The sequence below is a fragment of the Pedobacter hiemivivus genome (assembly GCF_005144565.1).
In the GTDB taxonomy this organism is placed as follows: domain Bacteria; phylum Bacteroidota; class Bacteroidia; order Sphingobacteriales; family Sphingobacteriaceae; genus Pedobacter; species Pedobacter hiemivivus.
The window spans coordinates 404,510-430,490 of the sequence record NZ_SWDX01000003.1; the positions used below are offsets into that span (position 1 = coordinate 404,510).

Consider the following 25,981-nt stretch of genomic DNA (forward strand, 5'->3'; position numbering starts at 1 on the left):
TAATTTTATAAAGTGATGTTAATACCTATTGAAGTTGTTTTTGCGGTTGGGTATACGCCATAGTCTTCACCATTTGTTGTGGCTTCCGATCGGTTGGTCACCTCTGGATTATATCCCGAATATTTAGTGAATGTAAATGGATTTTGCATGGCAACATATAGTCTGACTTTGGACATTGCTATTTTTTTAGCCAGTTTCTCCGGTAATGTATAACCTAGTGCTATGTTTCTGATCCTTAAATAGGATCCGTTCTCCACATGCCAGGTTGAAGTAGTCCCATTACTTCCCTTAGCTACACGGTTAGCCCTCACGTCATTTCCGCTACCAGGGTTACTTTCTGAAATAAACCTATCCAGCGAGCTGATCATATTGTTCATGTTACCTTCTTTGTTCGCGAAATACCTGCGGGAAAGATTCAGGATCTTGTTTCCATAAACGCCCTGCATAGCAGCACTTAAATCAATGTTTTTATATTCGAAAGAAGTTGCGAAGCCGTAAGTAAACTTAGGAAGATAGTTACCTACTAGCTCACGATCCTTTGTCAGGTCAATAACGCCATCACCATCTACATCTTTAAACTTAAAATCTCCTGGCTTAGCGGTATTGAGATCATAGTTCCCTTGTGTATCTGTATAATGCGGATAAGCATCAAGCTCCGCCTGGTTTTTAAATACACCTAAAACTACCGGCAGGTAATAGGAACCGATGGGTTCACCTACCCTGGTTAGAAAATAAGCATTGGCCACCGATCCTGTTTTGATAATATCTGCATTTCCCGGCCCTAACTCCACCACCTTATTTTTGTTTTTGGAGAAATTTCCACTTGCAGTCCATTTCAGCTGACCGAACTGCTGCTGTGTACCTAAGTTGAGGTCAATTCCCTTGTTGTTTACTTTACCGATGTTAATCAGTTCAGAAGAAAATCCTGTTGAAAGCGGAACAGGAACGTTCAGCAATAGATCTTTTGTATCACTATTGTAAACGTCTACTGATAATGTCAACTGGTTTTTAAATAATGCGACGTCAAAACCAAAGTTAAGCTGCGCCGTTTTTTCCCAACGTAATTTATCATTCGGTTTTGCAACAGGTGCGGCACCATTAACCACAACTGGTGTTGTGCCACCAAATACGTAACCAAAGTTATTAATGATGCCTTGGGCAGTATAATCCCCGATCTTAAAGTTTCCTGTAAGACCATAACTTACCCTCAGCTTTAAATCAGATATGGTTTCTATACTTTTCAGGAAGGCCTCATCAGATACTCTCCATCCTGCCGAAACTGAGGGAAAATAACCCCATTTATTGTCTGAGCCAAATCTGGATGAGCCATCGGCACGCATTGATCCGGTAAGTAAATATTTACCTTTATAGTTGTATTGTAACCTGGCGATACCTGATGTAAGGTCCCACTGAGAACGTGTGGAATTTCCACTGGTTACCAGTCCTGCACTTAAATATTCAACCTGGTCACTGATAAAACCTTTTGATGCCACAGCATAATTTCCACTCAGGTCATCCTTTTGAGTAGACCAGCCCAATAGCGCATTAAAACTATGATCCCCTACAGTTTTTACGTAGTTTAAAGTTTGTTCCAGCAACCAGTTGGTTTCTTTTATGCTTCTGGACGTACCCGAAGCATCAGAAAGCGGGTTACCTATCGTATTTGATTGTGGTATAATTGAGGGGCGAAAAGTATCCTCGGAGCTGTTAAATAAGTCCACACCTAACTGTATCTTGTATTTCAGGTCTTTTAATACACCAACTTCGATAAAGGCATTACCTGTTAACCTGTTTGCACCTACATCGTCCTTCTGAAGCATAGCTAAAGCAACAGGGTTCCAGGCCTGGGTTTCTCCATTACCGCTTACCGTAGTGTTATTAGGCAGTGTGGTAATTGTACCCGGACTCCATGAATTCTGGGAAAAATTGAAAGTCCCGTCATTATTGTATACCGGCCATATTGGGGAATAATGCAATGCCGAGGCTACAATACCACTTGCAGTATATGGTCCGGTTGCGTTCACTCTGTTTTCTTTAATTACTGATGGCGTTAAATTTACCCCGTACCTGAATACACCTTTGTTGGCTTCAAGATTTAACCTGCCACTGTAACGTTTAAAGCCGCTGTTTAAGATGATACCATCCTGATCAAAGTACTCCATTGAGGCATAATACTTAAAGTTTTCACTACCTCCGGAAGCAGAGATAGAGTGATTTTGGATTGGCGCGGTTCTAAAAATTTCGTCCTGCCAGTCTGTATTGGTCAGACCTTGTTGTCCCTGTAAGTAAGGTAAAATTTCGAGCGGTATTACAGCACTTGTATTACCGGCACCAGCATTTGCCAAACGGATTGAATTATTGTCGCTTAAGCTATAATTTATAGTTGGCAAATTTAAAGCAACGTTTTTCCTGTTTATGGCCTGCATCGCATCAGCATAGGTATTATTTCTGGAATCAAGCACCATTTGTGAGTATTGATACGCGTCCATCATATCAATTTTATGTGCAAGGCTCTGCCAGCCCGTATAGCTGTTTACGTTAATTGTAGAAATGCCGTTTTTCCCCTGTTTGGTGGTGATCAGTACAACCCCATTTGACCCCCTCGAACCATAAATCGCTGCAGAGGATGCATCTTTTAATACTTCAATTGAAGCAATATCATTTGTATTTAAGTTGTTGATGTTATCGTTTGAAATGGGTACACCGTCAATTACATACAAAGGACTGGAACCTGCGGTTATGGTACCAACCCCACGAACTTTGATAGATAATGCACCGCCAGGAGTTCCTGATCCCTGTGAAACCTGCACACCAGCCATTTTTCCAACCATGGCCTCAGCCGCATTACTAATGGGTTGGTTCTCCAGATCGGCAGCTTTGATGCTGGCGATGGAAGTGGTTACATCCTTCTTTTTCTGACTGCCATATCCTACAACAACCACATCTGTTAAGGTAGTTGAAGCAGGGTTGAGTTGAATCAGCAGGGTTGCCTGTTCTCCCGCTTTAAGCACATAATTATCAATAGTTTTTGTAACATAACCAATGAACGAAGCACTAATACTGTAGGGTACGTTGGCAGAAAGGCCCTTTATTGAAAATTTGCCTTCTCCGTTCACCATTATCCCCTTCTTTTCGTTGGTTTTTGTATTGAGTAAAAGTATGGAGGCCCCAAGTAATGGTTGGCCAGCTTCATCTTTTACAATCCCTGTGATCTCTGATGTTTGAGCCCAGGTCTTTGCCGAGACTGATAACATCAGTAGACAAAAGAACAAATGTGTAGTAAGTTTTCTAAGCATAATCTATTTAATTTGGTTGTTTGTTTTTGGCAAAAGGATCCCCTTCCCGCTTTTATTCGCAGGTTATTTTATTTTAATATGGTTCTGGATTTACTTTCTAATCAGGTAACCTTCAGTCGTTTTAATTTGATTTAGTTTATTCAATTCGGCAACTTCTTCTAGTATAGTATCTATTGATTGCGTTAATTTTAAACTTCCTGTAAATGACATCTCAGCTAAATCAGCCTGATCGTAAATAATCTTAACTTTATATTGTTTTTCGAGCTTAGCAAAAACATCAACTAAAGGCGCCTGCGTAAAATTTAGTTCCTTCATGGCATTTTCTGTCTTGATCGATAAAGTCTTGAAATCGGAGACTTTCACTTTATTGATTAAGCTACTGTATACCAACTCTTTTCCAGGTAACAGAATCTTACTAAATGCTAAAATTTGATGCATGGAATCCACGTTTTTCACCCAAACCTTACCTGTATGCAGCTGTACCTTTATAAACTTGCTCTTCTCTAAAGCTGTAATGGTAAAAGATGTTCCCAAGGCAGTTGTAGAAATTCCTTTAGCATACACCACAAATGGATGTTTCTTGTCTTTTGTAACCTCAAAAAAGCTTTTGCCGTTTAGATACACTTCTCGCTTATTTTTCCCAAATGGAATAGCATATGTCAATTCTGCTCCCGGATATATTTTAACAACAGAACTATCTGGCAGCGTAAATAACTGGTTGTGTTCTGTATAATTTGTTACTGACTTCCAGTTTATCGGGCTTGTTTTATCAACACTTAAAATCTTGTTTGTAGCCAGTTCTGTATTAGGGCCAGTTCTGTTTAAATTTAAAAGAGCAACTCCCAGTATCGCCAGAACAACCGCCGCGGCTGCTATAATTTTTATCCATTTTAAGCGATAAACTTTAGTTATGGTCTGCCTTTTTATTGCATTAAACATCTCCTCAGTTTTTAGCTCATCTATTGTAGCATCATCCGTTTGGTCCCATTCATCTTTGCTTAATAAATGCGCTGGCAGCTCATCAACTTTGTTCAAATAGTCTAACACCTGCAGCTTTTCTTCAGGGCTACACTGTCCTTTAAAATATTTATCTAACAACTGATCAGATACACTCATACTACTAATACGATTGAATTAGGCATAAACCCGTAACGGACAAAAAATATTTTTTAAATTATTGAATAACTGCTGTTTTTCTATTTTAATAAAAAAAGCAGGAATAAACTTCCTGCCCTGCGTTAAAGAACGTTCTATGATTTTGTCAAAATTGTCGCTTCCTTCTCTTTTGAATATTTACATTAAATCTGCTATTACCGCGGCTATCTTTCCATCTTTAAAAGTAATATCAAACGTGCCTCCGATTTTCCCCTCGGGAAAACTCCCTGTAAATTCTACTTCCATATGGGCCTGGTTTTCATGAATATCCAGTTTGACTAACCGGCTCTTTGTTTTATACCCGATAAAGTAGCTTGTGAAATAATCCCGGACCCCCTCATGTCCAATAAATTTTCTTCCGACTGAAGGGTCGTCCAGGATCGCGTCTTCGCTGTATTTTTTCAGATATGCTTCAGTATCGAATGCATTGCTGAGTCTAATCCATTCTGATATAAAAGATGTGATGTTCATTATTGATTTTTTAATTGAACGAAGCCCTGAATTCCAGGGGCGTGACATTTGTTTTCTTTTTAAAAATTTTACTGAACGATTGTGGATGTTCGAAACCTAGTTGACAGGCTATTTCTGCCACAGTTAAATGTGATGTCGACAGAAATTCCTTTGCTTTTTCAATCAACTTTTCGTGTATATGCTGCTGGGCATTTTGTCCGGTAAGCGAACGGAGCATATCACTAAGATACCTTGGCGAAACATTTAAATGCTGCGCGAGATACTCCACAGTAAGTAATCCCTTGTCCAATGGTTCCTCTTTGTCGAAATAATTGCTTAGCACATCTTCCATTTTCACCAGCAAATCATTGTTTACCGCTTTGCGGGTAATGAATTGTCTTTTATAAAACCGGTTACTGTAATTCAGCAGCACTTCGATATAAGAAATCATTAGATCCTGACTGAAATCATCAATAGCCCCGTTTAATTCTTGCTGAATATTATCCAGAACACCCAAAATAATCGTCTTTTCTTTATCTGATAGGTGCAATGCTTCATTGGCCTCGTAAGAGAAAAATCCGTACGACTTTATATTTTTGCTCAAGGGATAGTTTCTGATAAAATCAGGATGGAGAAGTAATGAAAACCCTTCATACTGTTTATCGTCGCCAATAATGGAGATCAATTGATTGGGAGCGGTAAACATCAAGCCGCCCTCATCAAAATCATAATAGCCCTGTCCGTAGCCAATTACGCCTTTCAGCGTTTTTTTAAAGGAAATTTTATAGAAATTGAATAAAAAGGACGCATTAAAATAAGTTTCATCCAGCACCATTGTAGTGTTGTCTATAAGGCTTATCAGCGGATGCAAGGGTTTAGGTAACCCCAGCATCCGGTGCAGCTCCGAAATAGAATTTATTCTAAAAGGGCTGTTGGCTTCTTTCTTCATTTTGCTAATTTACTAATTCCCCGAAGACCATTTTACTCATCTCCTTTACTGCTGCTTCGGAACCAATTTCCAGACGTCTTGCATACAGCTGATTGGCAAATTCTCCGGCAACATATCGCAGTTGGCTCTTGCCATCGGTAGCGGCTTCGTACACAACTTTGGCAATTAACTCTACAGGATCAAAATTATCAGGGTTCATCAGTTCAAATAATTTTCCTAACCCTTCTTCGTAAGCAGGATGTTGAGCAATAGCCAAAGATTCTCCTGCAAAATTAGTTTTAATGCCCCCCGGCGCAATGGTTTTGATGTCAATATTGTGAAGACCTAATTCAAATGACATGCTTTCGCTCCAGCCTTCCAGTGCCCATTTTGTAGCATGATAAATACAATCCAAAGGAAAAGTTACCAGACCGCCAATAGAAGTTGTGGTAAGAAACAGCCCACTTTTCTTTTGCCTGAAATAAGGCACAAAAGCTTTGGTAACGCGGATAACCCCCAGTAAATTGGTATCGATTTGTTTCACCAGCTGCTCATCAGAAAAAGCTTCGAGTGCGCCTACCAATCCGTAGCCGGCATTGTTCAACACCACATCGATATCATGCTTTGCTATTGCTTCTTTTACTGTGTTCTGAATTTGTTCTACATTGGTAACGTCTAATGGAAGTAAGGTTACATTTTCTAGTGTATTCAATTCCGTTTCCTTGTCTGGATTACGCATCGTAGCGATAACGTTCCATCCGTTACTTTGAAATAATTTGGCAGCTGCTTTTCCTAAGCCTGAGGATGCTCCTGTGATGAAGATTGTCTTTTTCATTTTGTTTTTGTCTAAATGTTACCACACAAAAGTCAGCAAAAGCTACAGGCTATATGTGGCCGTATTGAGGTTTCTAGTAGCCAAAATGACGAGAAGTTGGACCCGCTTCTACAGTAGGCCATTAAGCAATGTAAAAGTGGATTACTAAAATGATGTTAATTAGAATTACCGGAGAAATTTCACCAGAAGGATAAACATAGGGAGATAAGCATAACCATCAAGCTGCTTTACGGCCAGTGAAATGTGCTTTTCTACCGTTCTGGGGGAAATAGAAAGCTGCTCAGAGATTTCTTTATAGGAATACCCTTGTAAGCGATTTAAAATGAAAACTTTTTTGCGTGTAGGTGGTAGCAGATTTAAAGCGACTTCCAATCGCTGATTGGTTTCAAAATTTTGATTCTGGTCGTCTGCCTCTTCAGAAATTCGGTTATAGTAAAGCTTAAGATTCCGCTCATCATTTGCCAGCTTTTTAAAATAATCCAGCAGTGTAGTCTTTGCTATTCGGAACAATTGATGGTCAAGTTCATGCGCTTCCGATAGCGTATGTTTAAAATTCCACAACTTTATAAAAGCAAGCTGAGTTAATTCCTGAGCCAGATCTTCGGAAGCCGTCTTTTTCAAAAAATAAGCATACACCTTTTTGTGACATAGTTTAAAAACTATTTCAAAAGATGTATGATCCCCTTCTTTTATATTTTGGATATAGTTTAACATGACTGCACAAAACTATTTGCTATATGTTAGCTAAATCTAAATATAGTGTTAATTCTAATCAAAAAATAAAAAACGCTGTACGATTTATACCCGCATTTACACAGGTTCCGCATTATTATGGTAGCTTTAGCAAATACAAAGGGGAAAACACCTTCATTCCTACCCCAATTACCCTTTGCTTATTTCCACCATTTTAAAAATACAGTCTTTTATTAAGGATATGAAAAAAAACGATTCTGATGAATTAATCATTGCCAATAGAGAAATTGCTTTTCAACATCAGGAAAAGGAAGATCGGGCAGCAGAATTAGTCATCGCGAATAAAGAGCTGGTTTTCCAAAATGAAGAGAAAGAAAAAAGGGCTGAGGAGTTAGTCATTGCCAATAAAGAGCTGGTTTTCCAAAATGAAGAGAAGGAAAAGAGAGCTGAAGAGCTAATCATCGCAAATAAAGAGCTGGCTTTTCAAAATGAGGAGAAGGAAAAGAGAGCTGAAGAGCTAATCATTGCCAACAGGGAGCTAAAAAATGCGGAAGATGATATTCGTAAATTAAATGATGAATTAGAGCAGAAAGTAGTTGAACGAACTGCTCAATTAGAATCGGTTAATAAGGAATTAGAATCCTTTTCTTATTCTGTATCCCATGATTTACGTGCTCCAATCAGGGCAATCAACGGCTATACAAGGATTTTGGTAGAAGATTATGCCGAAAAACTCGATGCGGATGGACTAAAAACCCTTCAATCCATTATTAACAATTCAAAAAAAATGGGTGAATTGATTGATGACTTACTTGCTTTCTCCAAACTAGGAAGAAAACAGGTAACAGTTTCAGAAATCGATATGGCCGAACTTGTAAACATCGTATGGGAAGAATTATCATTTGAGGAATACGAAAACATACCTAAATTTAGTGTAGGTATACTTCCATGCGCTAAGGGAGATAAATCATTGATTAAACAGGTATGGATCAACCTAATTTCCAATGCCGTTAAATATTCAAGGCATAAAGAAAAAACGAGTATCGAGATTGGTGCTTATCAAAAAGACAATCTCGTTGTATATTATGTAAAAGATGGCGGAGCTGGATTTGACATGCAATATTATGATAAACTTTTCGGGGTTTTTCAGCGACTACATTCCCAGGAAGAATTTGAGGGTACTGGCATTGGTCTGGCCATTGTGCAAAAAATAATACACAGGCACAATGGAACCGTTTGGGCCGAATCAAAAATAAACGAGGGTTCTTGCTTCTATTTTAGCCTACTCGCATAAACCATTAAAACAAAAAAATGAGCTATCATAACGTTGAAATATTATTTGTTGAAGACAGTACAGATGATGCTGCACTCACCATTCGTGCATTAAAAAAGAGTGGGTTTACCAACAAACTTCATCATGTAATTAACGGTGTTGAAGCACTGGATTTTATATATTGCCGAGGAGACTATGCTTTAAGGAGTAGTAAAGAATACCCTAAACTGATCTTGTTGGATTTGAAGATGCCAAAGGTATCTGGCCTACAAGTACTTGAAAAATTAAAATCTGATCCTGATCTTAAATCAATTCCAATAGTGATGTTAACTTCATCTAATGAAGGGCTGGATATCGAAAAATGCTTCGCGCTAGGTGCAAACAGTTATATCGTAAAACCTGTTGATAGCGATAATTTTTTCCATGCAGTAAAAGAGATTGGATTGTACTGGATGATATTAAACCAACCTCCACATTAACATTTGAATAAAGCAATGGCACCAGAACTTAAAATACTTATTCTCGAAGACAATGAAAGTGACGCTGATCTACTTAACCGTGAATTGAAAAAATCAGGATTAAGTTTTACCGCTGAAGTTGTCCAGACACGTATAGCATTTGAGCATGCCCTCCATAGCTTTAATCCAGATCTCATATTATCTGATTATTCGCTCCCCTCTTTTGACGCAGTTGAAGCTTTCCGAATCAAGCAGGATAAGCATCCACATATCCCATTTATTATAGTTTCTGGTATTATTGGAGAAGAAAATGCCGTTGAGCTGATTAAAGCTGGCGTTACCGATTATGTATCAAAGAATAAATTATTTACGCTGTCGACTAAAATTGACCGGGCACTAAATGATGCCAAGATCAGGAAAGAAAAAATACTAACTGATGAAAAGTTAAAGCTCCTTAACCAAGAGCTTCTGGACCTAAATCAGGAGCTGGAAGCCCGGGTAGTTCATCGTACAAAAGCGCTGGTAGAAAGTGAAAGTAGGTTTCGAAGCATGATGGAAACCATTCCTCAAATTGCATGGACCAACACTGTTGGTGGTAAGGTTGTCTTTTACAATCAGCGATGGTATAATTATACGGGATTGGACAATGGGCAAACTCAGTTAGGGGGATTTAAAACTGTAGTCCACCCTGACGACCTTAAGACGGGTTTTAAGCAGTTCAGATCAATCTTGAGGACGAATGATGGCGGCGAGTTCCAAATCCGCGTAAAGCGTATGGATGGACTTTATATGTGGCATCTGATCCGCTTAATGCCGATTACCGACCAACAGGGCAAAATGCAACTTTGGGTGGGCACCGCTACAGATATTCAGGAAATTAAATTGTTGCAACAACATAAAGATGATTTCATCATTATCGCCAGTCATGAGCTCAAAACGCCAATAACCAGCTTAAAGGCATCTCTTCAGTTTTTGGACAAAATAAAGGATAACCCTCCCTCACCCACGCTATCCAAACTCATTGGATACGCGAATAAGAGTTTGAGTAAAGTAGATTCGCTTATTGAAGATCTATTAAACTCAAGTATGGCGAGTCAAGGGCAGCTTCACATCAATCAACAACATTTTGTTCTATCTGAAACGATCAAAGAGTGTTGCCATGATATCCAAGTTGAAGGTGTATATACCATCAAAATCGAAGGAGACATGCAAGTTAAAGTGCATGCAGATGTCGTTCGAATTGGACAGATCGTGATTAACTTCATCAATAATGCCATAAAATACGCGCCAAAATCAAAAGAAATTATCATTTCAATTGAGGAAGTAAATGATATGGTCAAAGTATCGGTTATTGACAATGGTCCGGGCATCTCTCCGGAAAAATTAGGCTATCTCTTTGACCGTTATTACCGTGCAAAAAATAGTGAAAGCCACTATACTGGCTTAGGACTAGGGCTGTACATTTGCGCAGAAATCATCAATAAGCACAATGGACAAATTGGTGTGGAAAGTGAGTTAGATAAAGGAAGCTCTTTTTGGTTTACCTTACCGCTTTAGGCACAGCGCAAATTCATCATATCTTTTTAATTAACATAACCTTAAAGCTCTCACAATATTAGTCACGTAGGTTTGCTATAGAAAACAAAAACAAACTATGACTAAAAATCTACTCAAAAGAAAAACACTGGCATTTGCCATAGCTGGTTTTGTTGCCGCAGCGGTTGCAGTAACAGCTTGTAAAAAGGATAAAAAAGTGATAGAGGAAATTCCTGACTTGCTTAAAGATTATTCTGTAACACCTTCGTTGTTGAAAACCATGTCTGGATTCGAGAACCTTAAGATCACAACATTGATCAGCAGTGATGATGTATTGCCAGAATCTCCAAATTTCATCTTCGGGGCTCAGCCTGATGGCGCTGGAGTTATAAAAAATCCTTCAGGTGAAGGCTTCATCATGATCAACAATCATGAGATTTTGCAATCCGTATCGCGAGTTTATCTTGATAAAAACTTTAAGCCGATCAAAGGTGAATACATTGTTGATTCTGATGGTGGGATGACTCGTCTATGTTCTGCAACAATGGCTACTCCAGAGGAACATGGCTTTGCTAAACCGACCTTCCTAACGGCTGGAGAAAGTGGTTCTGAATCTATGATTCATGCCATTGATCCTTTAGCCACTCCAGATAAGAAAAATCAACAGAGAACAGTGAAAGCCCTTGGCAGATGGAGTGCTGAAAATGCGGTACCACTTCCAAAAGGAGCCTATCCTGGTAAGACAGTGATCTTGATTGGCGAAGATGAAACAGACGGACAGCTGGCGATGTATCTATCCAATACACAAGGTGACCTGAACAACGGAAAAGTATATGTGCTAAAACGCACAAATAACGACCCGGTAGAAACCAGTATGTATAAAGGAACTACTTACGATGTTGAGTTTGTAGAACTTGACAATGTGCAAACCAGTACAGGAGTACAATTACAACAACAAACTGTGGATAAAAAGGCATTAATGCTTGCCCGTGTTGAAGATATCGATTACAGAAAAGGTAGCGCTGCTAACGGACGTGAAGTTTACTTTACGGCTACCGGAGTAAGTCAGGCCGATAAAATAACACCAGTAAGTGGAAAAACAATGTGGGGCCGTGTATACAAACTGGTTTTAGATGCCGACAACCCGCTGAAAGGTAAACTTCAGGTTGCGGTAGACGGTGGCGATAATCCTGGAAGCAGTATCGTAAACCCTGATAACCTATGTGTAACTGAAAACTATGTTTACATTCAAGAGGATGGAGATTCATTTTATAAAAACAATGATCATGATGGTACCATCTGGCAGTTTAGCATGGCTAGCAAATCATTAAAACCGATGTTACAAATGAACCACCGCAGAAATGAAACGGCATTTAATGCTAAATACAACCCTTCAAACAGCACACTATTAAGTTCTTGGGAATATGGTGCAATGTATGATGTATCTGCGCTTATCGGAATTCCAGATAGTTTTATTGTTAACCTGCATCCCCATACCTGGACAAATACAAAATTTACTAATGCGGATGGTGGAACAGCTCGTCTGACCAGCAACAGCGAAGGTGGACAAGTAGTTATCGTTCGCGGAGTAGCAAAATAATCATCTCTAATTCATACCATCCCTCCCGGCTAAATCCCGAGGAGGGATATTTTGTTTAACAACACCGCCACATGATCCGCAATTCTAAACTCATTATATTTTCTGTTTTAATAACCATCACTACCATTCTATCTATCTTTTGCACAGTAAAAAAGCCTATTCCCTCAGAAGAGGTTAAATCCAGCTTCGATACCCAGTTGTTAAAATTACAGTCAGTAGTAGACCATAACCTTTTACCCGCAGTAGAGAAAAAGGATGAAAAAGCCATAAAAGCCAGCTTTCTTCTATCCAGAGCTGAATATAAAAAGATGGAATACTATATTGAATATTTCTTTCCCTCAACTTCTTCATTACTAAATGGAGCTCCAATTGATGAGATTGAACTCGGTGAAAACTTGATTGAGGAACCTACTGGCTTCCAGGTTATGGAAGAGCTGATCTATACCAGCCCAAGTCCGGAAAGTTATCATCATTTATTGAATGAAGTAAGAAAAATGCAGATAAATCTTAAACGCGTTGCAAGATTCAATGAACAATATGAAATAACCGATGCACAAATATTTGATGCCATAAGATTGGAGATTTTTCGAATTACCAGTCTGGGTATTACCGGTTTTGACACCCCTTCTGCGTTACAATCTTTACCTGAGGCCGCAGCAGCTTTAACAGGTATACAAGAGGTATTAAAAAACTACAACGCCACAGCGGAATTGCTAACACCGGTTAAAACGGCGATAATACATTTAAACAAAACTACTGATTTCAATAGCCTGGATCGTATGGCCTTCATTACCGACCATTTACAACCTATAAGCAATGGCATAGCTCAATTGCGTAAAAAACTTAATGTCAGTACGACTAGCAGTGGCTCTGCATTACATGATAATGCCACCAGTCTGTTCCAAAAAGATGCATTTAACATTAATAAATTTGTGGGCAATTACACCGAGTACATCTCTAAAGAGAAAATCGCTTTGGGCAAATTACTTTTCAACAGTACTATCCTATCAAATGGGGGAAACAGAAGCTGTGCAAGCTGTCACCATGAAGGAAAAGCATTTACAGATGGCCTTACTGCTGCCCCAGGCTTGAATGGTAATAAGTTCTTACTAAGAAATACGCCAACTTTAACCTATGCTGGCTTACAACGCGGTTTCTTCTACGACCTTAAAGCTGGTTCATTAGAGGATCAGGCATTAGATGTAGTGCATCATAAAGACGAAATGGACGGTTCATTAACCGAAGCCACCAAACGCATAAACAATAACAAAACCTATCTAAAAGCATTTAATATCGCTTTTAATGACAGTACAAGGACAGCAAATCCCTGGAAAATTCAACATGCTTTGGCATCCTATATACGTTCATTGACACCTTTTTCGTCGAGGTTTGACAAATATATGCAGGGTGACAAAAAGCAACTTAATCCTGAAGAAAAAGCCGGTTTCAACCTATTTATGGGCAAAGCAAAATGCGGGAGCTGCCACTTTGCTCCATTATTCAATGGTACCCAAGCGCCCTTATTTCTTAAAAGCGAGGCTGAAGTATTAGGCGTACCAGCACATGCTGATACCGCAAACGCACAAATAGATAAAGACCTTGGGCGTTTTACATTAAGTCCTTACCCCCAGTACAAATATGCTTTTAAAACCACAACCCTACGCAATGTTGCTAAAACAGCTCCATACATGCACAATGGTATTTACAAGACATTAGAAGAAGTTTTGGATTTTTACAATCGTGGCGGTGGAGCAGGAATCGGCATAGCGCTGGATAACCAGACTTTATCTCCGAGCCCACTGAACCTTAGCAAAAAAGAGATCCATGAGATCATCTCTTTTCTAAAAACACTAGATGATCAATAGATAAAATAAAAAGGCCTGATCATAATTTCTTATGCCAGGCCTTTTCTATTTCAAGAAAGTATTGATTAATCTAAAACCAGCTCGCTAAGTGCAGCTTTTGTAAAGCCTTTCAACGCTCCAGTATTTCCTTCTCTGATTTTCCTTACCCAGTTTGGATCCGATAACAACGGTCTTCCAACAGCTACAAGGTCAAAATCTCCTCTATCCATACGACGCATCAACTCCTCTAAAGAACTTGGTTCAGAACTTTCGCCAGCAAAAGCAGCTAAAAATTCACCGTTCAAGCCTACAGAACCTACCGTAATTGTTGCCTTTCCAGTTACCTTTTTTGCCCATCCAGCAAAGTTCAGGTCAGAACCGTCAAACTCTGGTTCCCAGAAGCGACGTTGGGAACAATGGAAAATATCTACACCCGCATCAGCCATAGGATTTAACCATGCTTCCAGTTCTTCCGGTGTTTTTGCCATTTGGTTGGTATAATCGGCAGGTTTCCATTGTGACAAACGAAGGATGACTGCGAAATCTTCTCCTACCTGTCTCCGTACTTCCTTGATCACTTCAATCGCAAAACGACTACGTTCTGGCAAGGTTTGACCACCATAACCATCTGTACGTAAATTTGTACCTTCCCAGAAGAACTGATCGATCAGGTAACCATGGGCACCATGAATCTCAACAGTATCAAATCCCAAACGTTTCGCATCTGCTGCTGCACGGCCATAGGCCAAAATTGCTTCAGTGATGTCGCTTTCTGTCATGGTATTTCCATTGTTGAAGCCTGGTCTGTTTATGCCTGAAGGACCTTCAAATGGTTCAGACGGTACCCATCCAGAATGGTGGTTATCCATAATCCCCATATGCCAGATCTGAGGCCCCATCTTACCTCCTGCTGCATGAACGCTTTTAATTACGTTCTCCCAACCCGATAAGGCCGCTGTTCCATGAAAATGAGGAACATTAGCATCGTTAGAAGAAGCAACACGATCAATCACTGTTCCTTCAGAAAGAATTAGGCCAACTTCACCTTCCGCTCTTTTCTGATAATAAGCGGCTACATCTGAAGTAGGTATTCCATTTGGTGAGAATGACCGCGTCATAGGGGCCATTACAATTCTGTTTTTTATATTCAATGATTTCAGACTAAAGGGTCTGAATAAGTTGTCAGTATTCATATTTATTATTTTGTTTTAAATATCAGATTGGATAATTTTGCTCAACTCCCCAAAAGCGACCTCGTTACGTTTGTAATAGGTCCATTGCCCTACCCTGGTAGATTCTACCAGGCCAGCACGTTGAAGAATAGATAAGTATTCGGAAACAGTAGATTGGGTAAGTCCTGCTTTTCTTTGGATCTCCCCTACACAAACCCCAACTTCGAAGCCCGCATGAACTTGTGCTGGAAAGCTTGCTTCAGGATCTTTTAACCATTGCAAGATCTCCAACCTCGTCTTATTGGAAAGTGCCTTAAATATTTCTAACTGTTTCGAATTCATAGCACAAATATATATCGACTTTTTCCGATATCCCTATTTAGAAAGAAGAGATGACGCCATCATGATAATATCGGATATTCCCGATGCGCCAATTAATATTATCTGGAAATATCGTATATTTATATTAGGGAGAAAAAATAAATTTTCTTATTTCTAACGTTCAGACTATGAAATACATCCTTACCTTATTCCTATTATCATGCATTAGTTTAGAGACTATTGCACAGGAACAGATTAAATCAACAGATACTCGTTTAGCGGGAATCGATTCTTTATTAAATAAAGTTTTAAAAGATCAACAAATTGCAGGCTTTTCTGTGGCTGTAGTGGATGGAGATTCGGTTATTTATAGTAAGGGATTTGGTTATAGGGATTTAGAGAACAAGAAACCTGTCACATCAAATACACTTTTTGCAATAGGTTCAAGTTCCAAAGCATTTACGGCTGCATTACTGGGAATGTTGCAAAAAGAAGGAAAGCTGTCTCTTGATGGCAATGCAGTATCTTATCTTCCACAGTTGCGTTTTTTTAACGAAAATATGAATAACCAGATTACTATACGTGATATGATGACACACCGTACAGGTTTATCTCGTTATGATTTATCCTGGTATCTCTTTAATACTAGTAGTCGCGATAGCATGATCCGTAGAGTGCAGTATATGGAACCTAATGTTGGACTGCGGGAAAAGTGGCAATACAATAATTTCATGTATTTGGCGCAAGGTATGATTGCAGAAAAGTTAACTGGTAAAACCTGGGAACAGAACATAAAAGATCGTTTTTTTGTACCGCTGGAAATGAAACGTTCAAATACTTCAATAGTTGAATTTCAGAATGATTCCATTGCTTCCCTGCCGTATAAGCTGGAAGATAATCAGATTAAAAAAATGGATTACTATGATATAAGTGGTATGGGGCCGGCCGGGGCTATTAACAGTAGTGCTGACGACATGGCCAATTGGATAAAGCTATGGATAGCTAAAGGTAATTATAAAGGCAAAGAGATTTTGTCACCTGCATATATTACTGAAGCAGCAAGTTCCCAGATGGTTATTGGCAGCGGGTTGCCCACAACAGAGAAGGACATTTATATGGCCAATTACGGTTTAGGCTGGATCATCAGCTCTTATAGAGGGCATTATAAGGTAGAACACGGTGGAAATATAGATGGCTTTAGCGCTAGCGTCTCCTTTTTCCCAACCGATAAACTCGGCGTTGTTGTACTAACGAATCAAAACACATCTCAGGTTCCAACAATTGTATTGAATAGCATCGTTGATAAGTTATTTAAATTAAAACCTATTGATTGGAACGGAAAGGTGATTAAAGCGAAATTAAAGGCTAAGGAAATCAATACGACTAAAAAAGAGACAGATTTAATGCAAGTTCTAAATACCAAACCGTCACATCCATTAACAGAATACACTGGTGTATTTACCAATCCGGCATATGGCTTGGTAGATATTTCTTTAAAAAATGATTCCTTGCTAGCAAAAGTGGGGAAGCGTAACGTTTGGTTAAAGCATTATCATTATGATACTTTTGATTGGAAATTGATCGATAAGTATGGAAAGACAGATACATCCGAAAACAGCTTAAAACTTAATTTCAGCACAAATGTAGATGGCAAAATAGAAAACCTATCCGCTTCAATTGAGCCTGGCATGAAGCCTGCAATTTTTTCCTTGAAACCTAAAGTGGTTTATTTGGATGCTAAAACACTTGAACAATATGTTGGAGATTACACGCTCGTAACTACACAAGTCAAGGTGTCGGTTAGAGAAAAGGTACTCTATGTTTATTTACCGGGACAACCAGAGTATGAAACGATTGCTTTGGGAAATCACAACTTTGATTTAAAGACCATGAAAGGCTTTAGTGTGAGGTTTGAACTCAATGCTGAGGGAAAAGCTGAAGCCATTTATTTTATTCAACCGAATGGAACTTTCAAAGCAACTCGGAAAAATGAATAATTATTAAATTTTTCTTAAACTGCTCAAAATATGAGCTCATGATTTTAATCTCACAAACTGGATATAGTCTGTATTAACAGGTTTAATATTATTCAATTTCATTTCTTTAGCGATCTGCGCGCGGTGATAAGTACCATGGTTAAAAACATGGAGCAAAATATCAGAAATGGCTGTTTCGTAATAATCACCAGTTGTGGTTGTGTACTTTATAATCGGCAACGCTGTCACTTCCGAGTAGTCTATTTGGGATAATGCCTTTACACTTTCCTCAAGCAGCACTTTACAAGTCTCCAAATCGTTTACTTGCCAAACATTTACACTTGGTGTGATACCATTAATTCTAGAAACCCATATTGTTTGCGCATTTACAATGTGACTGAACAGCGAAATACATGATTCGGGAAGTGAGCTAGAATTGGCAATTAGCGTATCTAATAAAAATGAATTTGCCCAATTGTTGTATTTACAGAATTTGCTTAACATAGTCATTTTTTATTTTTTAAACTTCTCTTGCTCTTTTTGGTTTTATAGATTCTATTGGGATTTAAATATAAAGGAAACAAATAAAATTTTAACTTAGATAAGGCTTTTAGTTTATTTTATGAGGAAATATAAATCTTCAAAAAAAATAAGCATATTTGGCCATAATCGCGCCCTATGTATCTGTATGTAAAGATTCATAGTGTAATCATTACACAAAAAACGCTACTCGACAACTAAAAAATCTTTTTTGAGTTAGTTCACCGTTTTCACTTGATGGAGATTATGCCATGGCAATTGCTGAGCTGATATGACTGAAAATTACTTTGAAAATCCATTCGTAAAACTACACTTCTATAAGTTTGGTTCCGGAACACAACATATGCTGTGCTTTCATGGACTTGGAATGCATGGACGACAGTTTAAACTGATAGCCAATCAACTTGGGCATCAGTATACTTTCTGGAGTTTTGATCTCTTTTTCCATAAAGAAACTCAACTGAAAGACCAGAGCCTGGCTACCATAAAAAAAGGGTTGCAAAAAAAGGAACTTGCTGCAATGATCAGTGCCTTCTGTAAGCAGGAAGGAATTGAATCCTTTTCGGTGATCGGATATTCAATGGGCTCCCACTATGCGACAACAATTGTTGAGGAACTGCCGGCAATGGTCAAAGAATATATTGTAGCCGCACCATCTTCCATAAATCCCGGTCTACTAGTCCGATTTTTTGGGAAAACCAAAGCTGGTAATATGATCCTGGAAAAGCTAATGCTCAGTGAAAAGGCAATGATTAATATCATTGATTTTTGTACACGAATTAGACTTATTGATCCTAAAAGCCGCGATATTCTTCATCAGGAAGTAGTTACCTATGAGCTAAGGTTTGCTTTATATGCCTGTTTCACCTATCTACGCCTTCTGGAGACTAATGAAGCGCAACTGATTAAATCATTGACGACACACAAGATCAAAAGTATATTTATATTTGGCAGGTATGATAAAATGTATTTGCCTACTATTGGAAAGGCATTCTTTGCCAAATACAAACTTGGGAAGGTGTTGATATTAGATGAAAGTCATGAAATGATCAATCAGAATTTTGTAAATCAATTAGTAGCTTCCCTATTATGATTATTAAAGCAAAACCCTTAAATCCATTTTTTTTTAAGTGTGGAACTAAGATCATTAGCTGGCTCTTTAAAAGACGTTTCAACAAGATTATTCTTAGGAATATTGACATCAAACCAGACCACTCCTACCTCCTGATGTGCAATCATTTTAGCTTTCTTGATGGACTTATTGCCTATCATTTGTGTGATAAGGCCCTTCGGAAAAAAAATGGGATGAAGCAGCTTTATATCATGTCGTTGAAAAAACAAATGGAGAAAAACAAATGGCTCAGGTACTGTGGCAGTTTCTCTGTTGACCCCGGAAAACGCTCTATTAAGGAAAGTTTCGACTATGCCGCTGAAATCCTGTCTAAACCGGGTAACGTGTTACTATTCTACCCTCAGGGAAATCTGGAAAGTAGTCAGGTAAGACACATTCAGTTTCAGGATGGCTTAAAACAGATTATTCCAAAAGTAAAAGGAAAATGCCAACTCATCTGGAGTAGTAATCTGATTGAATATTTTGAAAGCACCAAGCCATCCCTATATTACAATTTGCTGGATTGCGGTACTGGTGAAGCATTTGATTTTGAATCTTTAAAGCAACAAGTAAATCAGCATCACCGGGCGTCTATAGAGAAGAACATCAGGTTTACTAAAGAGCCTATGTCCTACGGGACTACTTAATTCTTGCGAGTCCCTCCTTGGCCTGGGTATCAATACTATTCTGATATTCATGGCCTTTCATACCCAAGGTCATGTTGTAATAATACTTAGCTTTAGCATCGTCATTTTTCTGCTCATAAAGGATCCCTAAAAATAAAGCAGAATTGGCTGCGAAGTAAAATGTTTCTTTCTTACCTAAATTGATTGCTTTCTGGTAGTTCAACACAGCCTGACCAAAAATATCCAAGCGATCATATATCCTTGCCATCCTATAATAAAGTTCTATCTGGTCACGTAGGGACTTCAGCTCATCTTTCGACTTATCTTTAATTTGTTCTAAAGCCTTATTGTAATAACCGCCATCAAAATAAAGCCTGGCTTTTAGAAGATCAACATCTGGCTTGGCCTCATTTGCTTCCTTCAATGCCTGCTTGTCTTTCTCATCAGTCGCATATCCCTTCGTACGAACCAGTTTAAGATAATTTGTATACCCTAACATATCTCCTTTTAAAAGGTAATAATAGGCCAGCTTTAAATAAGTGTCTTTAATGTAATTCGTGCCATTGTACTCTTTTAAATAATTGGTCAGAAAAACAGGAGCATCTTTATCCATTCTGCATAATTTGGCATTTCCCAATAAATACTGGATAGTTGGCATTGGCGTATACAGGTTCGATTTTGGAATGTTCTCCAGATATGAAATCGCTTTATCATTTTTCCCTGTTTTAAATGCAACATAACCTTGCAGGTATGCCCTTAGTAAACTTTTGTCACCCATGTCATCTAAAAAAGAATTAAGCTTCGTATAGCTGTCCCTCCTGTGTAAGATATCTATATCCATAAAGCATAATAAGAAAATCGCTTCATCATTATAGAAACTATATTTAGTTCCCTTAATATTTGATTTAAACGTCTCCAATCGCTTTATCCCTGTCGAAATATTTCCTCTAACACCTAAAAAATCTGCTATTCCTTTTACGTTAGATGGAATGGCCCCAAATACGACTTCTATCAGTCCCATACTTTTCTGATTGGGGAGAAAGGTGCCGAATTTTTCATTGTTCTTTTTAAGCAGATTCTGCGCTTTCTTTAAATCCATCGTCGAAGCAGTATAATCTCCAAACTTTGCTTTGATCAATCCCCACTGTAGGTATACTTCTGCCTGCGCAAACAAATAATATGGCGATTGCTCGTCATTATCCTCCAAAGCATCTATCCTTTGTGCCCGTCGCTCTTTAAACTTGATATAATCTGCTTTATTTTCTGAAGTCAGCAAATGAAAATAATCAACGTAATTGTCCAAAAGAACCGAGATACCATTTTGTGGGTTACTTCTTTTCTCCTCTGCGATGTACCTTCTAGCATCGTTTAATCTCAGATCAAATATTGCTTTATAGGCCTCTGCGGCGTTGGCATTGAATACGAAATTGGCTTTTAAAGAAAGATGGCAAAAGGCAAAGAAAAGTAGAAAGAAGAATTTACGGGACATGAAAATCTTAGTAAAAATGATTAAGGATTTAAACTATACGAATATACAAGTTATTCACAATAACAACTGGTATTCACGATTAGGGGATCACCCCAAATTTGTTACACGAAATGAATCAAGCACTTACATTTCTTCTCGTGAATTTTTCCTATTTTGGAAACATTGCTAATACGCATACCAACATTAAAGAATGACATTTCCCTACACAATTATTCGAAGCAGGTAGCGTTAAAGTTGATAATAGTTCGATATATTAACCCTATAATAATAATCCGAATTCAATGAAAAAACTGAGATCAAAAGTAGTAAAAGCGCTCAAAAAAGAATTCACCTTCGAATGCACCATCTCTGCCAGAATGAACCAGGTTATCTTAAACGTTAAGAATATAGATTTTGAACAGCATCTCGGTCAGTTAATACAACAAACGCAGCTTATTATTGACAAATACTTCCCTCAAAGAGAAGATCACCTATGTCTTGTTATTCGAGAAATCGGAGGAACAAACGAGAATAAATTTAAAATCTGGAAGCCTACTTATTAGTTTCAATCAGTATATTTCCGGCATATTTTAATAAAAATTTATCCTTATTTAAGCAACATCACGCTTAAATAAGGAGCGTATTTTTTTACCAATCGTTAAAATTGCAACCACAATTAATCCAGCGGCCATTCCAATCGCAAACTCTTTAATTATCGAAGCTACATTAGGAAGTAGGTGGTGCAAATATTCGATGTTGTGAACAAAAATTCCACCTGAAACCAAGATCAATGCAATTGTTCCTACGACACTTAGCATCCTGATAATAACAGGCAGCGATTTAACCAATAGAAGCCCCATACCTGCGAATAAACCCTTATCATTGGAACGTTTAATTAATTTGTGGCCAACATCATCCATTCTTACAATAAGTGCAACAATGCCATAAACACCAATTGTCGCCAATAGTGCAACAATGGAAACAGTTAAAATCTGTAACATTAAACTTTTTTCCAAAACAGTTCCCAATGCAATAATTACGATCTCTACAGACAGAATAAAATCGGTTGTTACAGCAGATTTAATCTTTGCTTTTTCGGCATCATTCCCATCTTGTTTAACTTCCGCGATCACCTGATGACCTGCTTTTGGGCGATGAAAAAAGTACTCGACTATCTTTTCAACACCCTCATAGGCCAAATAAAATCCACCTAAAACCAAGATAACTTTAATAGCAATAGGAAAAAATACATTTAGTAATAATGCAATAGGAACAATAATAAGCTTGTTAATTAAAGAACCTTTAGTAATTGACCAAAGTACAGGCAATTCCCGTGAAGAGAGAAAACCTGTAGCTTTTTCTGCATTCACGGCTAAATCATCACCCAAAATACCTGCGGTTTTTCTCGTCGCCACTTTAGCTGTCACCGCGACATCATCCATTAAAGCAGCTATATCATCTAAAATTGCAAAAAAACCTGAAGCCATATTTATACGATCAACACTAAAACTTAATCAATAAGCCTTCAGAAATCAGTTTATCATTATTGTAATATTCAAAAAACCATTTCCCATCTTTTTTCAGTACCACTCCTTTAGATTGACCATTGTCAGCTATAAAACAATCCTGTACTGAGGTTTTAAAAAGAGTCATCACTTTTTTGGGCGTGGTATCTATCAGCTGAAAGCCATTTGCTGTTGCCTGGGCATATAATGTTCCTGAAGGTTCGGTACTTTCAGCGGCTGCTGCTACCACCGGTGGTTGATTTGGAGGTGCTACACCAACTTCCACAGCTTTTACACTTTCAACCTTTCCCGCTTCGGCAGTAAAAGTATAAGGAAGCTCATTTAAAGAAACAAAGGCGTTTCTTAAAGCTTCATTATAAGAAGCATTAAATTCCTTTTCTCTGCTTTTACCTTCTTTCCCTTTAAAAATCACATTACCTTGGCAGTCTTTTAATATCAGTGTAAGTGTGGTGGTAAACATTCCTTTTTTCTCGGTAACATTGGCATTCAATGCCTTACACTTATTATTAGCTAGCTCGGTCGGCAAATCCTTATTATCAAAATAAACCGTAAAACCCTTTTCTTCCAACAGGATCTTAGTTAGGTTGTTTAGGCCATACTGGTGTGCCTCTTTAAAAAAACTGTATTGCTCCGGCACCAATACATATTTGTAGTTGTTGATCGTGTTTTGAGCATATCCCGATAATGTCGTGAATAATAGAAGTAGTAAAAGATATCTTTTCATAGTATAACAAAATTCTAAGATCATAAAGATAACGCATTAGTTTCAGCCCATCAATAACCTTTACTAATTTAAAGACCGTCCAAACATCGATGCTTTTATGACACCCACATCAATCAGAATAGTTAACAATTGTTAAAAAAAACAGACTTTCTGCTCTGTAATCAGGATGTTACATTCAAATAATTTCACACTAAAAGTTTCTTTATAGTTAACTCTAAAAGGGCAGTCTGCAACCCCTATTTACCCGGACATTACCCGGACGTTACTCGGACATTAGCCGGACACTACTTGGCTGGATCCGGGTAGTGTCCGGTTAACAGCCGCGTAACATCCCTTAATATATCGTGAATTAAATTACCTCAAAGTACAATCAGCTAAAAGCATGCAAATTGACAATCAGCATCTTAGTGCATACATTAGGAAAAAAAACAAAAAATTATGGCAAGAATTAATAATGGTATTTTGGGTGGTTTTCATGGTAATGCAGGTCCAGTAGAGGGTTATGTAAGATACGGGGAAGCCTATATTAGGGGGAAGAAAAGAAAACGTACAACTCCCCCAACCCCAAGAGAAAAAATTCAAAGAAAGAGAATGAAAGTAGTGAATAATTTCATCAACAGTATGACGGATTATGTTCGAATAGGTTTTGAAGCAGCAGCTGAAGGTCGGCCCTTCTCGCCCAACAATGCTGCCAAATCCTATCAACTGTTACATGCACTCCATGGCGAATATCCAGACATCAGCATTAATTACCCAGCAGTGCGCTTAACTCAAGGAATCATTGAGCTGCCCTTAAACCCAGAAGCAACAGCCGAAGGCAACGGCGTTCGTTTTAACTGGACTTACAACACCGCATTAAACTGGAGCAACAGAGGAGCACGAGTAATGGTATTGGTTTATGTCGAAGAGACAAGAGAATCATTTTACCAATTTACTGGTGCCAGAATCACAGAAGAGACAGATTTTTTAGAAATGCCCACAGAAATAAAAGGCTTGCAACTTCATGCCTACATGTCTTTTGTTGCAGATGATAGAAGAAGCATAAGCAACAGTATATATCTTGGTAACCTTGTTATATAACAAATAGTTTTTATTTTCGCTTATGCCAACCATGAGAATCATCAGCCACCAGACAGCGCACCTTAAAACCGCAGAGATCATCAGCGATGATTTGTTGATTGTTAATGCTGAGGATACCCTACAGCTAATTGTTGACATATACTATCAAGGTTTCGATCGGATTTTACTTTTTGAAAAGAATGTAACACCAGATTTTTTTGATCTCAAAACCCGCCTGGCGGGAGAAATCCTGCAAAAGTTTATCAACTATAAAATGCGGCTTATCATTGTCGGCGATTTTAGCAAATACCCAGGGCAAAGCCTTAAAGATTTCATATATGAAAGCAACAAAGGCAAACAAATAAACTTTCTTGCTTCATTTTCAGAAAGCCATTATTGACCATTTATAAAGTAAAGATGCGACCAGAGACCTACCTTTGCTTAGTAAACAATTTACCAAATGATAATAAGAAAGAAGGAACACTGGTTTAAAATGCTCTTTATATGGCACGGATCTGTACTACCAACAGTTCTCCCGCGACTAATTTTGCTACTTATCATATCCATATGTGTAGTATGGCTTCGTGGAACCATTTTTTCATTCAAGATCCCCCTAAATCCGGTCCCATTAACTTTATTTGGATTCGTACTTGCACTGTTCCTTGGTTTTCGCAACAATGTTAGTTATGATCGTTTTTGGGAAGGTCGAAAACTTTGGGGAGCTTTGTTAAATGATACCCGATCGTTAGCGCGTCAAGCTATAACCCTACCCAATATTACGGCAGATAATAAGCTCAGTACTAACTTCATTCAGTTACTGATATCTTTTACTTACGCATTAAAACATCAACTGAGGGACACCGACGCCAGCCTAGATTTAAAAACCCGCCTTAGCGAAGAACAATTTAAGATCATAGCACCAACAAAATTTAAACCAGTCATGCTCATGAAACTCATGGCCGAATGGATAAAAAATATTAAAAATGATAATAAAATCGATTCCATTCAGCAAGCCCGATTTGACGAAAATCTGGACAAGCTATCGGATATAGTAGGTGGTTGTGAAAGAATTATATCTACTCCTATACCGTATAGTTATCGTGTTTTATTACATCGTACAGTTTATTTATACTGTTTTCTATTGCCTTTTGGCTTAGTAGATAGTCTACAATGGCTCACACCCCTTATCGTCGTTTTTATAGCTTATACGTTTGTAGCCTTTGAGGCCATTGCCGATGAGATCGAACAACCATTTGGAACCGAAGCAAATGACCTTGCTCTTAATTCAATGTGTTTAATGATAGAAACTACATTATTAGAATTGGCTGGTGAAAGACTACCCAAAATTGAACCTCAAAATGGTGGTATCATTGATTAATTTGTTAACTAA

24 protein-coding genes are annotated in these 25,981 nt (G+C 38.2%); 12 read left to right on the forward strand and 12 right to left on the reverse strand.

Annotated elements, in window-relative coordinates; translation table 11 throughout:
• Positions 1-5: 5 nt before the first annotated feature.
• From FBD94_RS08915 to FBD94_RS08940, 6 genes are all read right to left on the reverse strand, one after another.
• Positions 6-3,296: a SusC/RagA family TonB-linked outer membrane protein gene (locus FBD94_RS08915; RefSeq protein WP_136879934.1), complete on the reverse strand. Its 3,291-nt coding sequence runs from the start codon at positions 3,294-3,296 to the stop codon at positions 6-8.
• Positions 3,297-3,386: 90 nt separating this feature from the next.
• Positions 3,387-4,412, reverse strand: coding sequence for a FecR family protein (locus FBD94_RS08920; protein ID WP_136879935.1), 1,026 nt, complete (start codon positions 4,410-4,412; stop codon positions 3,387-3,389).
• Positions 4,413-4,589: 177 nt separating this feature from the next.
• Positions 4,590-4,922: a nuclear transport factor 2 family protein gene (locus tag FBD94_RS08925; protein ID WP_136879936.1), complete on the reverse strand. Its 333-nt coding sequence runs from the start codon at positions 4,920-4,922 to the stop codon at positions 4,590-4,592.
• A gap of 10 nt (positions 4,923-4,932) precedes the next feature.
• Positions 4,933-5,850: a helix-turn-helix domain-containing protein gene (locus tag FBD94_RS08930; protein ID WP_136879937.1), complete on the reverse strand. Its 918-nt coding sequence runs from the start codon at positions 5,848-5,850 to the stop codon at positions 4,933-4,935.
• Between the two features lie 4 nt (positions 5,851-5,854).
• Complete coding sequence (locus FBD94_RS08935) at positions 5,855-6,664, reverse strand: SDR family oxidoreductase (protein WP_136879938.1); 810 nt, start codon at positions 6,662-6,664, stop codon at positions 5,855-5,857.
• Between the two features lie 165 nt (positions 6,665-6,829).
• On the reverse strand, positions 6,830-7,378 hold the full coding sequence (locus tag FBD94_RS08940; RefSeq protein WP_136879939.1) for an RNA polymerase sigma factor: 549 nt from the start codon (positions 7,376-7,378) through the stop codon (positions 6,830-6,832).
• 220 nt (positions 7,379-7,598) lie between these two features.
• Here FBD94_RS08940 and FBD94_RS08945 point away from each other — a divergent pair, with 220 nt between their 5' ends.
• The 5 genes from FBD94_RS08945 (at position 7,599) to FBD94_RS08965 (ending at position 14,089) form a co-directional block, all read left to right on the forward strand.
• A complete protein-coding gene (locus FBD94_RS08945) occupies positions 7,599-8,651 on the forward strand; it encodes a sensor histidine kinase (RefSeq protein ID WP_136879940.1) in 1,053 nt (350 codons plus the stop codon).
• Between the two features lie 17 nt (positions 8,652-8,668).
• A complete protein-coding gene (locus FBD94_RS08950; RefSeq protein ID WP_136879941.1) occupies positions 8,669-9,109 on the forward strand; it encodes a response regulator in 441 nt (146 codons plus the stop codon).
• Positions 9,110-9,124: 15 nt separating this feature from the next.
• The gene (locus FBD94_RS08955; RefSeq protein WP_136879942.1) at positions 9,125-10,645 is read left to right on the forward strand and encodes a hybrid sensor histidine kinase/response regulator; all 1,521 of its coding nucleotides are present in this window, start codon (positions 9,125-9,127) and stop codon (positions 10,643-10,645) included.
• Between the two features lie 97 nt (positions 10,646-10,742).
• On the forward strand, positions 10,743-12,224 hold the full coding sequence (locus FBD94_RS08960) for an alkaline phosphatase PhoX (protein ID WP_136879943.1): 1,482 nt from the start codon (positions 10,743-10,745) through the stop codon (positions 12,222-12,224).
• 71 nt (positions 12,225-12,295) lie between these two features.
• Complete coding sequence (locus FBD94_RS08965) at positions 12,296-14,089, forward strand: cytochrome-c peroxidase (RefSeq protein WP_136879944.1); 1,794 nt, start codon at positions 12,296-12,298, stop codon at positions 14,087-14,089.
• 65 nt (positions 14,090-14,154) lie between these two features.
• On the opposite strand, the gene FBD94_RS08970 is transcribed toward FBD94_RS08965, so the two are convergent.
• The gene (locus FBD94_RS08970; protein WP_136879945.1) at positions 14,155-15,261 is read right to left on the reverse strand and encodes an NADH:flavin oxidoreductase; all 1,107 of its coding nucleotides are present in this window, start codon (positions 15,259-15,261) and stop codon (positions 14,155-14,157) included.
• Positions 15,262-15,276: 15 nt separating this feature from the next.
• A complete protein-coding gene (locus FBD94_RS08975) occupies positions 15,277-15,582 on the reverse strand; it encodes an ArsR/SmtB family transcription factor (protein WP_136879946.1) in 306 nt (101 codons plus the stop codon).
• A 167-nt stretch (positions 15,583-15,749) separates the two neighbouring features.
• Here FBD94_RS08975 and FBD94_RS08980 point away from each other — a divergent pair, with 167 nt between their 5' ends.
• Positions 15,750-17,558 carry a serine hydrolase gene (locus FBD94_RS08980; protein ID WP_136879947.1) on the forward strand — a complete coding sequence of 603 codons (1,809 nt, stop codon included), beginning with the start codon at positions 15,750-15,752 and terminating at the stop codon, positions 17,556-17,558.
• 36 nt (positions 17,559-17,594) lie between these two features.
• Here FBD94_RS08980 and FBD94_RS08985 read toward each other — a convergent pair whose 3' ends face one another.
• Positions 17,595-18,041, reverse strand: a complete 447-nt coding sequence (locus tag FBD94_RS08985) for a DinB family protein (protein WP_205945864.1) — start codon at positions 18,039-18,041, stop codon at positions 17,595-17,597.
• 307 nt (positions 18,042-18,348) lie between these two features.
• On the opposite strand from FBD94_RS08985, the gene FBD94_RS08990 reads away from it, so the two are divergent.
• Together FBD94_RS08990 and FBD94_RS08995 are read left to right on the forward strand one after the other, a co-directional pair.
• Positions 18,349-19,170 carry an alpha/beta hydrolase gene (locus tag FBD94_RS08990; RefSeq protein WP_136879949.1) on the forward strand — a complete coding sequence of 274 codons (822 nt, stop codon included), beginning with the start codon at positions 18,349-18,351 and terminating at the stop codon, positions 19,168-19,170.
• Positions 19,167-19,835: a 1-acyl-sn-glycerol-3-phosphate acyltransferase gene (locus tag FBD94_RS08995; RefSeq protein WP_136879950.1), complete on the forward strand. Its 669-nt coding sequence runs from the start codon at positions 19,167-19,169 to the stop codon at positions 19,833-19,835. Before FBD94_RS08990 ends, FBD94_RS08995 begins: the two co-directional genes overlap by 4 nt.
• Here FBD94_RS08995 and FBD94_RS09000 read toward each other — a convergent pair.
• Positions 19,828-21,303: a tetratricopeptide repeat protein gene (locus FBD94_RS09000; RefSeq protein WP_136879951.1), complete on the reverse strand. Its 1,476-nt coding sequence runs from the start codon at positions 21,301-21,303 to the stop codon at positions 19,828-19,830. The genes FBD94_RS08995 and FBD94_RS09000 overlap by 8 nt on opposite strands.
• Positions 21,304-21,584: 281 nt before the next feature.
• Here FBD94_RS09000 and FBD94_RS09005 point away from each other — a divergent pair, with 281 nt between their 5' ends.
• Positions 21,585-21,845: a hypothetical protein gene (locus FBD94_RS09005; protein ID WP_136879952.1), complete on the forward strand. Its 261-nt coding sequence runs from the start codon at positions 21,585-21,587 to the stop codon at positions 21,843-21,845.
• A gap of 48 nt (positions 21,846-21,893) precedes the next feature.
• On the opposite strand, the gene FBD94_RS09010 is transcribed toward FBD94_RS09005, so the two are convergent.
• On the reverse strand, positions 21,894-22,769 hold the full coding sequence (locus tag FBD94_RS09010; protein ID WP_136879953.1) for a DUF808 domain-containing protein: 876 nt from the start codon (positions 22,767-22,769) through the stop codon (positions 21,894-21,896).
• A 16-nt stretch (positions 22,770-22,785) separates the two neighbouring features.
• A complete protein-coding gene (locus FBD94_RS09015) occupies positions 22,786-23,532 on the reverse strand; it encodes a hypothetical protein (protein WP_136879954.1) in 747 nt (248 codons plus the stop codon).
• Between the two features lie 438 nt (positions 23,533-23,970).
• Between FBD94_RS09015 and FBD94_RS09020 the strand changes: the two genes are divergently transcribed.
• Genes FBD94_RS09020 through FBD94_RS09030 form a run of 3 tightly spaced genes read left to right on the forward strand, consistent with a single transcriptional unit; the run spans position 23,971 to position 25,969 of the window.
• Positions 23,971-24,612 carry a DUF6266 family protein gene (locus FBD94_RS09020; RefSeq protein WP_136879955.1) on the forward strand — a complete coding sequence of 214 codons (642 nt, stop codon included), beginning with the start codon at positions 23,971-23,973 and terminating at the stop codon, positions 24,610-24,612.
• A 31-nt stretch (positions 24,613-24,643) separates the two neighbouring features.
• On the forward strand, positions 24,644-24,991 hold the full coding sequence (locus FBD94_RS09025) for a DUF4180 domain-containing protein (protein WP_136879956.1): 348 nt from the start codon (positions 24,644-24,646) through the stop codon (positions 24,989-24,991).
• Positions 24,992-25,051: 60 nt separating this feature from the next.
• On the forward strand, positions 25,052-25,969 hold the full coding sequence (locus tag FBD94_RS09030; RefSeq protein WP_136879957.1) for a bestrophin family protein: 918 nt from the start codon (positions 25,052-25,054) through the stop codon (positions 25,967-25,969).
• Positions 25,970-25,981 lie beyond the last annotated feature (12 nt).

Bases quoted from the DNA above. Each gene is read 5' to 3' on its own strand.
- FBD94_RS08915 (WP_136879934.1), bottom strand. From the start codon at position 3,296: ATGCTTAGAAAACTTACTACACATTTGTTCTTTTGTCTACTGATGTTA.
- FBD94_RS08920 (WP_136879935.1), bottom strand. From the start codon at position 4,412: ATGAGTGTATCTGATCAGTTGTTAGATAAATATTTTAAAGGACAGTGT.
- FBD94_RS08925 (WP_136879936.1), bottom strand. From the start codon at position 4,922: ATGAACATCACATCTTTTATATCAGAATGGATTAGACTCAGCAATGCA.
- FBD94_RS08930 (WP_136879937.1), bottom strand. From the start codon at position 5,850: ATGAAGAAAGAAGCCAACAGCCCTTTTAGAATAAATTCTATTTCGGAG.
- FBD94_RS08935 (WP_136879938.1), bottom strand. From the start codon at position 6,664: ATGAAAAAGACAATCTTCATCACAGGAGCATCCTCAGGCTTAGGAAAA.
- FBD94_RS08940 (WP_136879939.1), bottom strand. From the start codon at position 7,378: ATGTTAAACTATATCCAAAATATAAAAGAAGGGGATCATACATCTTTT.
- FBD94_RS08945 (WP_136879940.1), top strand. From the start codon at position 7,599: ATGAAAAAAAACGATTCTGATGAATTAATCATTGCCAATAGAGAAATT.
- FBD94_RS08950 (WP_136879941.1), top strand. From the start codon at position 8,669: ATGAGCTATCATAACGTTGAAATATTATTTGTTGAAGACAGTACAGAT.
- FBD94_RS08955 (WP_136879942.1), top strand. From the start codon at position 9,125: ATGGCACCAGAACTTAAAATACTTATTCTCGAAGACAATGAAAGTGAC.
- FBD94_RS08960 (WP_136879943.1), top strand. From the start codon at position 10,743: ATGACTAAAAATCTACTCAAAAGAAAAACACTGGCATTTGCCATAGCT.
- FBD94_RS08965 (WP_136879944.1), top strand. From the start codon at position 12,296: ATGATCCGCAATTCTAAACTCATTATATTTTCTGTTTTAATAACCATC.
- FBD94_RS08970 (WP_136879945.1), bottom strand. From the start codon at position 15,261: ATGAATACTGACAACTTATTCAGACCCTTTAGTCTGAAATCATTGAAT.
- FBD94_RS08975 (WP_136879946.1), bottom strand. From the start codon at position 15,582: ATGAATTCGAAACAGTTAGAAATATTTAAGGCACTTTCCAATAAGACG.
- FBD94_RS08980 (WP_136879947.1), top strand. From the start codon at position 15,750: ATGAAATACATCCTTACCTTATTCCTATTATCATGCATTAGTTTAGAG.
- FBD94_RS08985 (WP_205945864.1), bottom strand. From the start codon at position 18,041: ATGTTAAGCAAATTCTGTAAATACAACAATTGGGCAAATTCATTTTTA.
- FBD94_RS08990 (WP_136879949.1), top strand. From the start codon at position 18,349: ATGACTGAAAATTACTTTGAAAATCCATTCGTAAAACTACACTTCTAT.
- FBD94_RS08995 (WP_136879950.1), top strand. From the start codon at position 19,167: ATGATTATTAAAGCAAAACCCTTAAATCCATTTTTTTTTAAGTGTGGA.
- FBD94_RS09000 (WP_136879951.1), bottom strand. From the start codon at position 21,303: ATGTCCCGTAAATTCTTCTTTCTACTTTTCTTTGCCTTTTGCCATCTT.
- FBD94_RS09005 (WP_136879952.1), top strand. From the start codon at position 21,585: ATGAAAAAACTGAGATCAAAAGTAGTAAAAGCGCTCAAAAAAGAATTC.
- FBD94_RS09010 (WP_136879953.1), bottom strand. From the start codon at position 22,769: ATGGCTTCAGGTTTTTTTGCAATTTTAGATGATATAGCTGCTTTAATG.
- FBD94_RS09015 (WP_136879954.1), bottom strand. From the start codon at position 23,532: ATGAAAAGATATCTTTTACTACTTCTATTATTCACGACATTATCGGGA.
- FBD94_RS09020 (WP_136879955.1), top strand. From the start codon at position 23,971: ATGGCAAGAATTAATAATGGTATTTTGGGTGGTTTTCATGGTAATGCA.
- FBD94_RS09025 (WP_136879956.1), top strand. From the start codon at position 24,644: ATGAGAATCATCAGCCACCAGACAGCGCACCTTAAAACCGCAGAGATC.
- FBD94_RS09030 (WP_136879957.1), top strand. From the start codon at position 25,052: ATGATAATAAGAAAGAAGGAACACTGGTTTAAAATGCTCTTTATATGG.